Consider the following 14235-nt stretch of genomic DNA (forward strand, 5'->3'; position numbering starts at 1 on the left):
TTTATCAATACTTTCTATAAATCTTCAAGTACTCTGGCACCACATTTTCAATTGCTAATGGTCGAACCTTCATTGTTTCAAGGTCAACTGACTTTTCGATTGAACTATTCATCATAACTTTCACCTGATCTTGAGTAAGCATAGGGTTCGTATCTCCGGTTATTGGTTTTAGCAGCATAGAAATAATTTTATTTTCTAAAAAGAAAGCTATTAACTTTGCCATTGGAAAAGATACATTGATCAACAAACACTTTCTGTTAGTAACATTCAGAATAAACTTCAATAAGCTTTTGAAAGAGTAAACCTTTGGTCCACCCATGTTATAAATTTTCTTGTCTTGCTTATTAAAACTGATAATACGATATACCACTTCAGCTAAGTCTGTTACACATATTGGCTGAAATTTAGTTGTTCCATTGCCAATTAGTGGTAAGAAAGGAAGAATAGTTGCTAATCTTGCAAATTTATTAAAGAAGTTGTCTTCTTTACCAAATACAAGGCTTGGCCTAATTATTATTGCTTTTTGAAATGCTGAAGTTACAGCTTTTTCACCTTCCAATTTACTTTTGGCATATTTTGACAACTTGCTATTTTCTATTCCCATAGCAGAAAAATGTATCATCATAGGTACATTTTTCATTTTTGCAGCTTTTGCTATCCTTTCAGCTATTTTAACGTGAACAGCGTAAAAATCGTGCTTTTTTGCTTCATATAATATTCCCACTAAGTTTATAGCTACATCACATTCTTCCATACCATCCAGAACTGATTTTTCATCAAAAAAATCGCCTTTAAATATTGATATTTGTCCTAAATTGCCACACAATTTTAAACAAGCAGCTTTTTCCTGATTACGAGTGAATATCTTTATTAAATATCCTTCTGCTGCCAAGCGTCTTACGATGTGTTTCCCTATAAACCCCGTTCCACCAAAAATAATTACACGTTTTGTCACAATTAAAGTTCCTAATAATTTGTTACTGTAAATTAATACAATGATTTCGCTTAATATTTTATTACGAATTCCCGTACAATAAGATCCATTTTCATTCCTCGTGAGCCTTTAACTAGAATTGCGTCATTATTCTGAATAATGTTAGCTAAATCACTTTTCAATTGATTAGAATCATTAAAATGCGTGCCTCTTATATTATCTGGCAAAAGCTCATGCAATTCTAACATAAATTTACCAACTGTATAAACTTTATCTATATTATTTTCTGTGATAATCTTAACCAAATCTGTATGAAACTCTATGCTTTCATCACCAAGTTCCAACATATCACCAAGCAAAGCTACTTTTCTCTGATTAGAATATGTACTCAAAGTTTTTATTGCAGTTTTCATCGAAGCAGGGCTGGCGTTATAGGAGTCATCAATTAAATGTATATATTTTTTATTGCATTTGACCTTATGAATATTGCCTCTACCTTTCGCTACACTAAAATTCTTAAGTGCAAGTGGTAATTTTGATAAATCAAGTCCGAGGCTTTGCACAACTGCTGCAACAGCAAGTAGCGAATAAGCAAAATGCTCACCTTGTACACGTAAATTACAGTTTATAATTTGATTATCACTCAGCCTGATTTTTAAACTTAATCTATTAGCAACTCGGTTTGATGTCATTCCAGCGCGTGACGCTGGAATCCAGTCTTTATTATACAACCGTCTGATATGCTCATTTGCAATTGAACTTCCTGGATCCAAGTAGTCAAGCACTGGAATGACAGAAGATAGTGCTGAAATGACAGAAGATTCATCGTTTCTTATTAAGTTTAGTAAACAAACTTCAGCATTTTTATCTTTACCGAAGCTTATTACATTTCTATTGGCGTGTGATGAGAGATAATCATAATATTTATTATCTCTGCTTAAAACCAAAGTACCGTTATTTTTCATACCATACAGAATTTCTAACTTCGCTTGTGCAACGTCAAATAGTGATGAAAAATTTTCAGTATGTGCAGGTTCGATGTTGGTAATAACTGCAATATTCGGATTACTAATTTTTGATAATTCTTTTATTTCACCAGCTTTATTCATTCCCATTTCAAGAATTAAGTACTGGCAGTTTTTTGGAGCTTTCAGAATTGTCAAAGGCAATCCTATATTATTATTTAAGTTACCTTCGTTTGCATGGGACACTCCATATTGCGATAAAACAGTGTGTAGCATATCCTTTGTAGTGGTTTTTCCGACACTGCCTGTAACTGCAATAACTTTAGCATCAATAAGAACATTTCTAATGTAATATGATGCCATATCGTGCAAAGCTTTCAGGGTATCTTGTACAATAATGAGAGGGAAACTTTTATATTTACCCTCACTCACTATTGCAGCGATAGCCCCTTTTAAAAACGCTTCATGCAAAAAATTATGGCCATCAAAATTCTTTCCCTTGAGGGCAATAAATAAATCACCTTTTTTTATGCTTCTTGTGTCCGTTGAAATATTTGAGCTATGTATCCAATTACAACCATTTACGTCTCTTCCGCCAGTTGCATCAATGATATTATTTGTGTTCCATTTAAACATAATTTAGAGTATTCTTTATAATAAATTGAACAATAAAAGTAGCGAAAATACTACATGTTTTAGACAATGTGCAAATAATGGTTGCAATCCCTATAATTCTATCTTATAATGGATATAGAAGTTTAAATTTTTTCGTCTATAATTAAAATGTATTTAGTTGTAGAAAGTACCTTGGAGGTATGTATGTTCACAGGAAAAAATGAAAAATCTACTTCTATACTAGCTAAAGTTGGTAATGCAGCTTCGGGAGTAGGAAGTTTTCTGGGTAGAGGTGTAAAAGTTCTAGTCAAGGGTGCAGTGTACCCTATATGGCCAAAGAATTGGTTTAAGTCCTGGGATGAAATGCGGCACGACATAAAAAATGGCGGACGTTCTATTATTGGCAACCCACTTGAAGAATATGATCCACCTATAGAAACCACACAAGCTAGTGAGGATCTTGGTGTCCAAATAATGGAGCAAAAGAAAGGAACAGGAAAGGTAACTTTTTTAGCATCAAGGACTCTGACAGGGGATATACCCTATTTGACGCCAGAACGATTAGGTAAAATAAAGCAAAACCTGCCAAATGTAACTATCTTTAAAGAAGAAAATAAAATTGTAATTGAAGTTGATGTTAAAAAAATAATTGAAGACATTAAATATAAAGGAAAGAGTCCAGAGGAGATAAAAAAGCTTGCTATTGAAGAAATTAAACAAAAAGTTGACGGTAACCTTAAAGATCTAGCAAAAATTACTGGTGGAGAATTTAAAGTTCACACAGACTTAAAATTGCTGTATGGTATTGCAGAAAAATTGTATAAGGAATATGATAATCAAAAGCAGTCATCAGACAAAGTTGTGAAGTCTGATGTTGGTCAGCCTTCAGAAACTATAGCTTCAGGTGAGAAAAAATGGGCGCAAGAAGCTATAAAAGCAGGTAAGTCGCAAAGTTGTGGAATGCAAAAATAAGTTATAGGGGAGTATTATGAGTGAAGCTAAAAAAATAGAGGAAAGACATCATAGTCTAACTGTTCCTGGGGATATGTATCACTTACAACCAGGAGTTATTACTGGAAAAAGGGTAAGTGGAATAGAACCCTTTTTGAAAGAACAGCAGGACATGGTAAAAGTAAGGGAACTTGTAAGCTCTTTAAATCTTGAAGATGCTTCTGGTGATGCGATAAAACCACTATCTACACCTAATGTAGAGAAAAACGAAGAAAGAGGGAAAGGTCGCTCTTAAAATATGAGCAATGAAGTTTATGATAGCGGTAACATCTTTGCTCAAATATTAAGAGGTGAGTTACCTTGTGAGAAGGTACATAAAAATGAAAATGTACTAGCTTTTCATGATAAGTACCCTGACGCACCAGTTCATATTTTAGTTATATCAAAAAATCAATATATTTCATATGATGATTTCATTCTAAAAGCTCCTGAAGAGGAAATAGTGGATTTCTTCAAAACTGTAAGAGAGATAGCACACAAATATAATCTAGAAAAAACAGGATATAGATTAGTCACTAACTACGGTGAAAATGGAGAGCAGGTTGTACCACACTTTCACGTGCATATTTTAGGTGGTAAAAAGTTAGGAAAGCATGTAAACTCATAGTGTTATATGTTTTGTTAAATGAGCGAATATTTAACCATAGTAATCTTTATCTGCGTATCAATTGTAGTATCTTTTGCTTTAGGTATATTGCCTATGTTTCTTGCAGTGAGTAAGCCAGATGGTGAAAAGCTTTCCACATATGAGTGTGGCTTCAATCCACTATCCAGTGCAAGGAAAAATTTTGACATTAAATTTTACCTAGTTTCAATATTATTTATAATATTTGACTTAGAAATTGCTTTTCTTTTTCCTTGGGCTGTTTCTTTATCTAAGATAAGCTATGGTGGATTTTGGTCTATGATGGTATTTCTTGCAATACTCACTATAGGTTTTATCTATGAATGGTGTAAAGGTGCATTAGAGTGGGAGTAGTTTATGACAAATCAAATTCTATCTAATGATGACTGGGGTCGTTATAAAAAAGAAGGGTTTCTTGTCACTAAATTTGGTGATTTAACAGATTATGTAATGAATTGGGCAAGGTCTGGTTCATTGTGGCCAATGACATTTGGTCTTGCATGTTGCGCAGTTGAGATGATGCATACTGCATCCAGCCGTTATGATCTTGATAGATATGGTATAATGTTTCGTGCAAGCCCACGTCAATCAGATGTGATGATTGTTGCTGGCACACTAACTAATAAAATGGCAGCAGCATTGCGCAAGGTTTATGATCAAATGGCAGACCCGAAGTATGTTATTTCCATGGGAAGTTGTGCAAATGGTGGTGGTTATTACCATTACTCTTATTCAGTAGTCCGAGGCTGTGATAGAATTGTGCCAGTTGACGTGTATGTCCCTGGATGCCCACCAACCGCTGAGGCGTTGCTATATGGAATGCTATGCCTACAAAACAAAATAAAACGGACTCGGAATGGATAAAACTGCAAAGTATATACAAAAAAAGACCAAATGCGAGTGCATTCAAAAAGATGATGGCATTATTGTAATATATTCAACTTTAGATGAAATTGAAAAGTACCTATTCTTTCTACGTGATGATGAAAAGTGTAGGTTTGAACTATTAGTTGATATTTTTGGGGTTGACTATCCAAATAGAGAGAAGCGTTTCGAGCTAATATACAATCTACTCAGCATTGTGCATAATATTAGAGTACACATAAAGCTTCAGTTATGTGAAAGCGACATGCCTCCAAGTGTAGCGAAGATATTTAGTACGGCTTTGTGGTTTGAGCGTGAAGTGTTTGATATGTATGGAATAGAGTTTTCTGATCACCCTGATTTGCGTAGGATTCTAACAGACTATGGATTCAAAGGTCATCCAATGTTAAAAGATTTCCCTCTCACTGGTTATGAGGAAGTAAGATATGATATAGAGACAAAAAAGGTTGTGTATAATCCTATAGATTTACCGCAAGATTTTCGTATGTTTGATAGCTTATCGCCTTGGGAAGGTAAAACCATAAAAGTAAATACAAAGGAGTAGAAAATGACAGTACAAAGAAAAAAAATATCTTTAATCGGTGCAGGAAATATCGGTGGAACTCTCACCCATATGATTGCACTAAGGGAACTCGGTGATGTTGTTTTACTTGATATTAGTGATGGAATACCACAAGGTAAAGCACTCGACATAGCAGAATCATCCCCTATTGATGGATTTAATGTCAATATTACTGGCACAAATAGGTATGAAGATATAAAAAACTCCGATGCAATTATAATAACCGCTGGCATCGCTAGAAAACCTGGAATGAGCAGGGATGACCTCCTGCAAACCAATGCTAAAGTAATGAAGGAGGTTGGCGAAAATATTAAAAAATATTCTCCAAACGCGTTTGTAATAGTGGTTACCAACCCTTTGGATGCCATGGTTTCAGTGGTGCATAAATTTTCAAACCTTCCAACTAATATGATTGTTGGCATGGCAGGAGTGCTTGATTCTTCCCGTTTTCGTTACTTTCTTGCAAGTGAGTTAAATATCTCAGTTGAAGATATATCTGCTTTTGTGCTTGGAGGACATGGCGACACTATGGTACCACTAATCAATTGTGCTTCAGTTGCTGGAGTTCCACTTACTCAAATTATCGATATGGGTCTTATCACACAGAAAAAAGTCGATGAAATAGTTGAACGCACTCGCAATGGCGGTAAAGAAATAGTTGATCTGCTTAAGTCTGGATCTGCATACTACGCTCCTGCATCTTCAGCTATATGCATGTTAGAATCATATTTAAAAGATAAGAGGCGCATATTACCATGTGCTGCTTACCTTAATGGTGAATATGGTGTAGAAGAGTTGTTTATTGGTGTTCCTGTAATTATTGGAAAAAACGGAATTGAAAAGATCCTAGAAGTTAAAATGAATGATAGTGAACAAGAAATGTTTAATAAGTCTGTAAACTCGGTGAGAGAGCTGGTGAAATCTTTAGGTTCATAAGCAAATTAATGGTTTTATAGAGCTTCTTTATAGCTCAAACAGCCTAAAAAAGTTGCTTGTGGTTACCTTCGCTACTTGTTCTGGTGACTCATTCCACAACTCTGCCAAACAATCAACAACGTATTTCACCATTGCTGGTTCATTCTTTTTTCCCCTATAAGGCTCAGGTGATAGATATGGTGCATCAGTTTCGACTAAAACACGCTCGCGTGGTACATTTTGTGCAATTTCTCTGAGTAAGCTCGCATTTTTAAAAGTAATAATTCCAGAAAATGAAATATATAACCCTAAATCTATAGATTGATAAGCAAGTTCTTTAGAGGAAGCAAAGCAGTGCATTACTCCACTAAAAGCACCGGCTTTCATTTCTGACCTTAACATATCGATCATCTCATTATCAGCGCTTCTTGTGTGAATAACTAAAGGTAGTCCAGTTATTCTTGACGCTTCTATATGTAATGCAAAACTTTTTTTCTGATTGTCTTTGTTGTCAGATTTATAAAAATCTAACCCGGTTTCACCGATACTAATTACCTTTTGGTTCTTGGTAAATTCAACTAATTCATCAACATGTATACACTCACCGTTTTCTATAGCAGCATCAAGCGGATGTATACCAACAGAGGAGTAGACCTGATCATAGGATGAAGAAATTTTTAATAACTTAGGAACATCGTCAATGCTTACGCATATGTTATGCAAAACCTTTACACCATTTTGCTCTGCCCTTGAAATTACTTTTGGTATTTCATCGTCAGAAAAATAAATCAAGTGGCAATGAGAATCTACTATCATGAGCTTATTGTTGAGGCTTTTATTATAGAAGAAAACTCTTCTATCACTGTTTTATAAACTTCTTTTTTAAATGATATAGCACTGGCTACTAAACTATCTATACCTTGCCAACGCCACTCTTTGAACTCTGGATGACCAGTATAATTAATATCAATGTCCTCATCCTCTCCGCAAAACTTCATTAAGAACCACCTTTGCTTTTGACCAGAATATTTTCCATTCCAGCATATTGGTATAACTTCTTCAGGCAAGTTGTAGTATATCCAATCCTTGCTTTTAGTTATAACCTTTACTTTATTAGTACCAACCTCCTCTAGCAACTCACGTAACGCTGCTTGTTCCAGTTCCTCACCATCATCAACACCTCCTTGTGGCATCTGCCAGTAAGAATCGCTATCAAAGCGTTTTCCAATAAAGGCATGTCCTTGTCTGTTAAATAGCATTATGCCAACACAAGGACGGTACTTATCTTTCTGCTCAACCACGAGTACGCTCTGTTTTTAAATGATTTGTTACAGAAGTTTTAATTAATTTTCCATTTTTTTCTTTCTTCATCTCTTCAACAATTTTCTTTGCAACTTCCTTTGCACTCAAGTTCGAGTTATCAATTTCAAGCGAACCCTCAGGTATAAATAGCCTTTTCCCTTCAATTTTCTTTATAGCAAAATCCGGATCAGTAATTTTATTTTCCTGATATCTCTCTTCTGATTGGACACGTCTTACTAGTTTTTCATTATTACAATGTAATACTACAGAAAAAATTTCCATGTCCATTTTTTTACTTAAATTTACCACTGAGTTATATAATCTTTGGTCATAGGGATCACCCTCTATCAATTCATTTGTAAATATATAATGTTTTGATTTTACGTAGTGTTTTTCCAGTATTGCTAATACATTTTCCCTAACTGCAAAAATTTTTTCCCATAGGTCATCTGGAACTTCAGCGTTTTGTAATTTAACAATATCAAATATAATATTATTGAATAGATTATTGCTTACTATTACTGCACCAATGATTTTACACAGTTCCTTTGCAGTAGTAAACTTACCACTGCCTGGAAAGCCGATTAAGTAGATGAGAGTCTTGCCCATAATGAATACTAGTAAAAAGCTATTTTCAATTATATAAAAAGTATATACATTGTACATGCTAAAAACATGATGATAAAATAGATGCAGGTAATACCTTTAACAAGTAGTTGCGTTGAAAATAGTTCATATTTAGAAATTTTGAGTATATAATTATAAATGAATCATATAACCTGTAAACAATGCTTAGCGATATGGAATCGATAAGAAGTACAATTGAAGAGATAATAGATCAAAATAAAGGTCATGATATAGTAACTTTTGATGTGCAGAATAAAACCGTTATTGCAAAATATATGATTATTGCATCTGGTGATTCAAGCCGTCACGTTAAAGCTTTAGCTGAGCACGTAATAAAAAGCCTCAAGCCACATGATAAAATAGATGTAGAAGGTATGGATGAAGGCAATTGGGTAGTTTTGAATTTTCAAGGCATAATGGTTCACATATTCAGGCCGGAAGTAAGGGAGTATTATAAAATAGAAGAGTTATGGAACTGATTGCCTGGATAGCTGGTGCACAACTGCACAAACGTTGTAATTTTGAAGGCAACTCCTGCACAGGTAGTGGTGTCATGAAAGTAGCTGACACTGGAATCCAGTTTTTCATGCAATTTCATCGGAAACGTTGTATAGTGTGCTTGTTTATAATTAAGTTCCAGTGTCTGAGCACTGGCTTCTCTATTAGGGTTACCTTCGGCATTAATGACAGGATAGACTGGGGTTTATAAAATGAAACACGCATCTGAATTTTTAAATTTCATCCAAGAAAGAGGGTACCTATACCAATGCACAAACATTGAAGGACTAGATCAATTATTATTGCAGAGCAATTATATAGTTGCATACATTGGGTTTGATTGCACAGCACCAAGTCTTCATGCTGGTCACCTAATTCAGATTATGATGCTCTGTCACCTACAAAAATTTGGTTATAAGCCGATAGTCTTACTTGGAGGTGGCACAACAAAAATTGGTGACCCATCCTTCAAAGATAAAGCAAGAAGCATCTTGCCTGTAGAGAACATCAATCAAAATACATCCAGTATAAGGAGAATATTAGAGAAAATGGTGTCTTTTAATGACAGCAAGACTGGTGCAATGATAGTAAATAACGCAGATTGGTTGGATAACATAAAATACATAGATTTTTTGCGTGATATAGGAGCTTATTTTTCTGTAAATCGTATGCTAAGTTTTGATAGTGTGAAAACCAGGCTGGATAGAGAGCAAACCTTAAGCTTTCTAGAATTTAATTACATGCTATTGCAAGCTTACGACTTTATTGAATTAAACAAAAAATATGATTGTCGTCTGCAGATTGGAGGGTCAGACCAGTGGGGAAATATAGTAAACGGAATTGAACTTGGAAAAAAGTTGAATTTACCTGAGCTATTTGGCCTTACCATGCCTCTTTTATTAAATGCACAAGGAAAAAAAATGGGCAAAACTGAAAGTGGAGCAGTGTGGCTTGATGATAATATGCTAAAGCCTTACGACTACTGGCAATATTTTCGCAACGTTGATGATCAAGATGTTGGACGTTTTTTAAGATTGCTCACTGATGTGCCAATTGATGAGATTAGAAAATTAGAGTCTTTAAAGGATCAAGAAATAAATGAAGCAAAAAAGGTCTTGGCAACAGAAGTGACAAAAATATGTCATGGTGACAAAGAAGCGGAACTTGCACAATTTGCTGCAATTTCTGCTTTTGAGAATGAAGATAGCTCACTACTTCCTGATTACATCATAAAAAAAGAACAAGTTGCAAGCGGCATATCCTTAGTAGACCTACTACATGACACCGGTTTTGAACCTTCAAAAGGCGCTGCAAAGCGTTTAATACAGGGCAACGGATGCAAGATTAATGATAATGTTGTAAACAATATTGATCATGTAATAAATTTCGAAAGCTTTAAAGATCAGCCATTTATAAAATTATCTGCAGGAAAGAAACGCCATATAAAAGTTGTGGTAGATTAGGTCTCGAAGTAAGAAAACAAATTTTATACAAGTGAGAAATTAGATATGGAGCAAATTTTCAAAATTCGAGAATTATGTATAAAACAACTGGAAAGATAGTAGAAAGCGAAATTCTATTATATATAGCTAAAGTGGCTTAGGTTTACCTACAATTTGAAAAACAACAAATTCGTCATTCCGCTACTCATTAGCGGAATCTATACCGCGAATGAATCCATAACTGTACGGACATTGCAATTTGGGCCTACCAGGAGGGCAATGCCTCTTATCCAAGTACCCTCTTCTTGTCATCCAAGTAGCCGACACTGGGATGGCTTTGTTGCATAGCAACTGAAAAAATCTGGTGGCTACTGACAAAATTCATTATAAAATAGCCATTTAACCTTGAAAGAAAAAATATGCCACAAAAAATGAGGGTCAGTAACCATAGCGAATATAACAAATTTCTAGAAAAAAGAGGAAATATTTTTCATTATATCAACGAAGCCATAGAAAAGTGGTACGAGAATGGTCCAAAAATACCAGGTGGCAACAATATTTATAGCGATAAAGTTGTAATTTTGGTGCACATAATAACTTGTTTATTTAGAATAGGCCTGAGGCAAACAGTTGGGTTTATAGCAGGATACCTTGAGCAAATTGGGAAAAATTTGCAAGTTATCAGCTATTCACAATCATCAAGAAGGTTTAAGAAACTCAATATTAAGATCAATGATTGCAGAAAATAATATGGAAGATATCGAAATTGCTATAGACAGTACAGGAATTAGTATATACAACAACACTCCTGGTCATAGCAAAGAAAATAGCGAAGATAGAAAGTATCGCAGCTATGAACAGACAAGAAAATTGCATGTAATGTTGAATACAAACAGCAAAAAAGCCATAGCTGTAAAATACAGTAACGGCTGATCACTATGGAGCTTGTGATTTGCTAAAAGAAGTCGATTTTCAGTATGTCATAAAAGTACTATATGCAGATAGGGCATATGACAGAGAAAAGCTCTATAAGCTGTGTAATCAATATGGTATAAAAACGAAAATTCCTCCGAAAAACAACGCAGCAGAGCATCCAAAGTTAGACTATATGGCTGAGAGAAATTCTGCAGTCAAGCTCATAAAGTCATATGATGAAGATGGTATAAAGAAGTGGAAAAAAGAGATGAGTTATGGAAAAAGATCTTATATAGAAAGTTTTTTCTCGCGACTGAAACAAACATTCGGGTTTAGTTTTAGGAATAAATCTGAGACAAATAGAGAGAAGGAACTACTTGTTAAATGCTATTTGCTCAATAAGTTCACTGATATTGGTATGGCTAAATTTGAGATAGCTTCATAAATTTATTGTGCGTTACCTACTATCCGAAGAGCGATGCAACAAAGCCCACGCACTGGGATGACAGCAGTCCTACGTCATACCGCGATTCATTCGCGGTATCTCGGCCGCTAACAAGAGATCCCGCTAACACGTAGCGGGATGACGAGCTTATCGTCACGCTGCCACGAACCGTCATACCGCCGCGGCGCTAACAAGAGATCCCGCTAACACGTAGCGGGATGACGAATTACTATCTACACCGTCATACCGCGATTCATTCGCGGTATCTCTTAACATAGATCCCTTACTTAACCGTCATACCTTAACATAGATCCCGCTAACAAGCAGCGGGATGACGGTTGTCGTTTAGCTACAAACATTAAGAAATTTACCAAATAAAAAAAAGGCAAAAGAAGCCCCGTGGTTGGCTAATTATTTACATTATACTTTCAAGTATGGCGTTTTTTTATTCTAAACGCTTAATAACCACGACTCAGCTGCTTTTAAGCTGCAACTAATCTAAATTATAAACATTAAGAAATTTACTAAACAGAAAAAAAGGCAAAAGAAACCCTAGGGTAGCTAATTATTCACTATCCATTTTTTAAGTTGGCGTTTTTTAATGTTTTAAATGCTTTATAAGCGTATTTCAGCTTGTGTAGGTAAAAACCCAGAAATTTGATAAAGACATAGAGTGCACATAGTGCAAAAAATTAAACATGAGACGCCAGATACGTGAGTTTTTTGTCATTTAATCTGTACAGAGAAGATAAATAAATAGCTTCAGTGTTTATGATAAGGGGGCTGGCGGAGTTTGTCAAGTGGTTTTTTAGCCACGTTTCCCTGTTATAATGTTCGTTTGCTTGACCTCAGATCCAGGAGTATTTAAACTGAACTCTATATAGTGTTAAAAATGATAGGAAATCTAAGCGGAATAGTTGATGAAGTGCGCAGTGATCACATAATCCTGAATGTGAATGATGTTGGCTATATGGTGTATCTTTCAGCCAAAACTTTAAATGCATGTTCCATCGGAAGTAGAGTTAAATTACTTATCGAAACCTATGCAAATAACAGAGAAAATGTCGCTCAGCTATATGGTTTTATAAGCAAAGAAGAACAGCAGTGCTTGAGGTTGCTTGTCAAAGTAAGCGGCGTTAGCTATAAAACTGCAATGTCAATTTTGGGCAAATTAACTCCAGAACAGCTATTTTTGGCAATTATGAATGAAGATAAAGTAGCACTCAAGATGAGCGGACTTGGCCTGAAACTCATAAATCGAATCATCACTGAATTGAGTGGCAAAGTGAGTAAACTAGAAATAAATAACAATAATTTTCATCCAATTAATGAAGATGCCCTTTCAGCATTGATCAATCTTGGGTATGAAAAAATGAAAGCTTATGATACGATAAAAAAATACAGGCCAAATCTGGACACTAAGGATATTATTCGCATGGCGCTTAAGGAGCTTTCAATACTATGAAATCAATATCGTGCGGTAAAGAATATACTGAAGATGTGCGCAATATCCACATCAGGCCTGAACAACTTGATGATTTTGTCGGGCAAAAAGACTTAATACAAAATTTAAAAGTGTTTATAAACGCTGCACAGACGAGAACTGAAGCTTTAGATCACGTTTTATTATATGGTCCTCCAGGGCTTGGCAAAACAACTTTAGCACAAATTGTTTCTAAAGAATTAAGAGTTAGCTTTCGCGCAACTTCTGGTCCTTTACTTAGTAAAGCTGGAGATTTGGCCGCAGTGCTTACCACTTTAAATGCAAAAGATGTTCTATTTATCGACGAAATTCATAGATTAAATCGCAGCATCGAAGAAGTTTTATATACTGCTATGGAAGATTTTTGCCTGGACATATTAGTAGGTGAAGGTCCATCTACTCGCACTTTAAGGATAGATCTACCACCATTTACGCTAATTGGAGCAACAACACGGCTTGGATTACTTTCTGCGCCACTCAGAGATCGTTTTGGCATTCCTTTGCATCTTGAGTTTTATTCCTTTGAGGAGCTGGTTAATATTATAAAAAGAGGCGCAAGAGTTCTTTCTGCTGAAATTGAAGAGGATGCAGCACGGGAAATTGCCTGCCGTGCGCGCGGCACTCCAAGAATTGCTTTGAGGTTACTCAGAAGAATAAGGGATTTTGTTGAAGTGAAAGATGATAAAAAAATTACTTATGAAGTCGCTGATTCTGTATTACTAAAATTGGGTGTAGATAAAATGGGACTCAATAAACTTGATATGAATTATCTAAGATTTTTATTCAACACTTCAGGCCCTGTTGGAATTGACACCATATCTATTGCGCTATCCGAAGATGTTGGCAATATTGAAGAAACAGTAGAACCTTATTTAATCAAAATTAGTTTTGTAAAGCGCACACCAAGAGGGCGCGTTCTAACCGATCAAGCAAAGGAGTATTTGAGCTTTCAACATTAAACATCATAATTTATATTGACTAATTGGCATGGTATCTATATGCTAACATTTA

General features: G+C 35.2%; 18 protein-coding genes and 1 pseudogene. 13 read left to right on the forward strand and 6 right to left on the reverse strand.

Annotation, left to right across the window (positions count from 1 at the left end; genetic code table 11):
• Positions 1 to 4: 4 nt before the first annotated feature.
• Together R0F62_RS01780 and R0F62_RS01785 are read right to left on the reverse strand one after the other, a co-directional pair.
• On the reverse strand, positions 5 to 955 hold the full coding sequence (locus tag R0F62_RS01780; RefSeq protein ID WP_010082395.1) for a complex I NDUFA9 subunit family protein: 951 nt from the start codon (positions 953 to 955) through the stop codon (positions 5 to 7).
• A 50-nt stretch (positions 956 to 1005) separates the two neighbouring features.
• Positions 1006 to 2535 carry a UDP-N-acetylmuramoyl-tripeptide--D-alanyl-D-alanine ligase gene (locus tag R0F62_RS01785; RefSeq protein WP_022626416.1) on the reverse strand — a complete coding sequence of 510 codons (1530 nt, stop codon included), beginning with the start codon at positions 2533 to 2535 and terminating at the stop codon, positions 1006 to 1008.
• A 183-nt stretch (positions 2536 to 2718) separates the two neighbouring features.
• On the opposite strand from R0F62_RS01785, the gene R0F62_RS01790 reads away from it, so the two are divergent.
• From R0F62_RS01790 to mdh, 7 genes are read left to right on the forward strand one after another with little or no spacing between them, the layout of a single operon-like run.
• Positions 2719 to 3486, forward strand: a complete 768-nt coding sequence (locus R0F62_RS01790; protein ID WP_274979138.1) for a hypothetical protein — start codon at positions 2719 to 2721, stop codon at positions 3484 to 3486.
• A 16-nt stretch (positions 3487 to 3502) separates the two neighbouring features.
• Positions 3503 to 3760, forward strand: coding sequence for a hypothetical protein (locus R0F62_RS01795; RefSeq protein WP_010082357.1), 258 nt, complete (start codon positions 3503 to 3505; stop codon positions 3758 to 3760).
• 3 nt (positions 3761 to 3763) lie between these two features.
• Positions 3764 to 4132, forward strand: a complete 369-nt coding sequence (locus R0F62_RS01800; RefSeq protein WP_274979137.1) for an HIT domain-containing protein — start codon at positions 3764 to 3766, stop codon at positions 4130 to 4132.
• Between the two features lie 18 nt (positions 4133 to 4150).
• Positions 4151 to 4504, forward strand: coding sequence for an NADH-quinone oxidoreductase subunit A (locus R0F62_RS01805; protein WP_006279576.1), 354 nt, complete (start codon positions 4151 to 4153; stop codon positions 4502 to 4504).
• A gap of 3 nt (positions 4505 to 4507) precedes the next feature.
• Complete coding sequence (locus R0F62_RS01810) at positions 4508 to 5014, forward strand: NuoB/complex I 20 kDa subunit family protein (RefSeq protein WP_006279574.1); 507 nt, start codon at positions 4508 to 4510, stop codon at positions 5012 to 5014.
• On the forward strand, positions 5007 to 5579 hold the full coding sequence (locus tag R0F62_RS01815) for an NADH-quinone oxidoreductase subunit C (protein ID WP_006279573.1): 573 nt from the start codon (positions 5007 to 5009) through the stop codon (positions 5577 to 5579). The genes R0F62_RS01810 and R0F62_RS01815 overlap by 8 nt, the downstream gene beginning before the upstream one ends.
• Before the next feature lie 3 nt (positions 5580 to 5582).
• The gene (mdh, locus tag R0F62_RS01820; RefSeq protein WP_007548577.1) at positions 5583 to 6533 is read left to right on the forward strand and encodes a malate dehydrogenase; all 951 of its coding nucleotides are present in this window, start codon (positions 5583 to 5585) and stop codon (positions 6531 to 6533) included.
• A 27-nt stretch (positions 6534 to 6560) separates the two neighbouring features.
• Here the strand turns inward: mdh and R0F62_RS01825 are convergent, their stop codons facing one another.
• From R0F62_RS01825 to R0F62_RS01835, 3 genes are read right to left on the reverse strand one after another with little or no spacing between them, the layout of a single operon-like run.
• Positions 6561 to 7328, reverse strand: coding sequence for a TatD family hydrolase (locus R0F62_RS01825; RefSeq protein ID WP_010082353.1), 768 nt, complete (start codon positions 7326 to 7328; stop codon positions 6561 to 6563).
• Positions 7325 to 7771: an RNA pyrophosphohydrolase gene (locus R0F62_RS01830; RefSeq protein ID WP_007548581.1), complete on the reverse strand. Its 447-nt coding sequence runs from the start codon at positions 7769 to 7771 to the stop codon at positions 7325 to 7327. Before R0F62_RS01830 ends, R0F62_RS01825 begins: the two co-directional genes overlap by 4 nt.
• 34 nt (positions 7772 to 7805) lie before the next feature.
• Entirely contained in the window at positions 7806 to 8423 is a 618-nt protein-coding gene (locus tag R0F62_RS01835; RefSeq protein WP_022626414.1) for an AAA family ATPase, read from the reverse strand.
• 179 nt (positions 8424 to 8602) lie between these two features.
• Here R0F62_RS01835 and rsfS point away from each other — a divergent pair, with 179 nt between their 5' ends.
• The 3 genes from rsfS to tyrS are packed head-to-tail and all read left to right on the forward strand — an operon-like array spanning position 8603 to position 10402.
• On the forward strand, positions 8603 to 8920 hold the full coding sequence (gene rsfS, locus R0F62_RS01840) for a ribosome silencing factor (protein WP_006279567.1): 318 nt from the start codon (positions 8603 to 8605) through the stop codon (positions 8918 to 8920).
• Complete coding sequence (locus R0F62_RS01845) at positions 8911 to 9150, forward strand: hypothetical protein (protein WP_274979136.1); 240 nt, start codon at positions 8911 to 8913, stop codon at positions 9148 to 9150. Before rsfS ends, R0F62_RS01845 begins: the two co-directional genes overlap by 10 nt.
• A 1-nt stretch (position 9151) precedes the next feature.
• On the forward strand, positions 9152 to 10402 hold the full coding sequence (gene tyrS / locus R0F62_RS01850; RefSeq protein ID WP_007548582.1) for a tyrosine--tRNA ligase: 1251 nt from the start codon (positions 9152 to 9154) through the stop codon (positions 10400 to 10402).
• A gap of 180 nt (positions 10403 to 10582) precedes the next feature.
• Here the strand turns inward: tyrS and R0F62_RS01855 are convergent, their stop codons facing one another.
• Positions 10583 to 10759 carry a hypothetical protein gene (locus R0F62_RS01855; protein WP_215409487.1) on the reverse strand — a complete coding sequence of 59 codons (177 nt, stop codon included), beginning with the start codon at positions 10757 to 10759 and terminating at the stop codon, positions 10583 to 10585.
• A 41-nt stretch (positions 10760 to 10800) separates the two neighbouring features.
• Here R0F62_RS01855 and R0F62_RS06740 point away from each other — a divergent pair.
• The 3 genes and pseudogenes from R0F62_RS06740 (at position 10801) to ruvB (ending at position 14183) form a co-directional block, all read left to right on the forward strand.
• A pseudogene (locus R0F62_RS06740) lies at positions 10801 to 11741 on the forward strand (IS5 family transposase).
• An 892-nt stretch (positions 11742 to 12633) separates the two neighbouring features.
• Positions 12634 to 13206, forward strand: a complete 573-nt coding sequence (ruvA, locus tag R0F62_RS01875; RefSeq protein WP_010082382.1) for a Holliday junction branch migration protein RuvA — start codon at positions 12634 to 12636, stop codon at positions 13204 to 13206.
• The gene (gene ruvB, locus R0F62_RS01880) at positions 13203 to 14183 is read left to right on the forward strand and encodes a Holliday junction branch migration DNA helicase RuvB (RefSeq protein ID WP_274978992.1); all 981 of its coding nucleotides are present in this window, start codon (positions 13203 to 13205) and stop codon (positions 14181 to 14183) included. Before ruvA ends, ruvB begins: the two co-directional genes overlap by 4 nt.
• Positions 14184 to 14235: the final 52 nt, after the last annotated feature.

This window comes from Wolbachia endosymbiont of Drosophila aff. chauvacae BK-2020 (assembly GCF_032848195.1).
Lineage (GTDB): Bacteria > Pseudomonadota > Alphaproteobacteria > Rickettsiales > Anaplasmataceae > Wolbachia > Wolbachia pipientis.

Coding starts and splice junctions, on each gene's coding strand:
- R0F62_RS01795 (WP_010082357.1), top strand. CDS start 3,503: ATGAGTGAAGCTAAAAAAATAGAGGAAAGACATCATAGTCTAACTGTT.
- R0F62_RS01830 (WP_007548581.1), bottom strand. CDS start 7,771: ATGCTATTTAACAGACAAGGACATGCCTTTATTGGAAAACGCTTTGAT.
- R0F62_RS01810 (WP_006279574.1), top strand. CDS start 4,508: ATGACAAATCAAATTCTATCTAATGATGACTGGGGTCGTTATAAAAAA.
- R0F62_RS01845 (WP_274979136.1), top strand. CDS start 8,911: ATGGAACTGATTGCCTGGATAGCTGGTGCACAACTGCACAAACGTTGT.
- R0F62_RS01805 (WP_006279576.1), top strand. CDS start 4,151: ATGAGCGAATATTTAACCATAGTAATCTTTATCTGCGTATCAATTGTA.
- ruvA (WP_010082382.1), top strand. CDS start 12,634: ATGATAGGAAATCTAAGCGGAATAGTTGATGAAGTGCGCAGTGATCAC.
- R0F62_RS01785 (WP_022626416.1), bottom strand. CDS start 2,535: ATGTTTAAATGGAACACAAATAATATCATTGATGCAACTGGCGGAAGA.
- rsfS (WP_006279567.1), top strand. CDS start 8,603: ATGCTTAGCGATATGGAATCGATAAGAAGTACAATTGAAGAGATAATA.
- R0F62_RS01825 (WP_010082353.1), bottom strand. CDS start 7,328: ATGATAGTAGATTCTCATTGCCACTTGATTTATTTTTCTGACGATGAA.
- R0F62_RS01800 (WP_274979137.1), top strand. CDS start 3,764: ATGAGCAATGAAGTTTATGATAGCGGTAACATCTTTGCTCAAATATTA.
- mdh (WP_007548577.1), top strand. CDS start 5,583: ATGACAGTACAAAGAAAAAAAATATCTTTAATCGGTGCAGGAAATATC.
- R0F62_RS01815 (WP_006279573.1), top strand. CDS start 5,007: ATGGATAAAACTGCAAAGTATATACAAAAAAAGACCAAATGCGAGTGC.
- R0F62_RS01835 (WP_022626414.1), bottom strand. CDS start 8,423: ATGGGCAAGACTCTCATCTACTTAATCGGCTTTCCAGGCAGTGGTAAG.
- R0F62_RS01790 (WP_274979138.1), top strand. CDS start 2,719: ATGTTCACAGGAAAAAATGAAAAATCTACTTCTATACTAGCTAAAGTT.
- tyrS (WP_007548582.1), top strand. CDS start 9,152: ATGAAACACGCATCTGAATTTTTAAATTTCATCCAAGAAAGAGGGTAC.
- ruvB (WP_274978992.1), top strand. CDS start 13,203: ATGAAATCAATATCGTGCGGTAAAGAATATACTGAAGATGTGCGCAAT.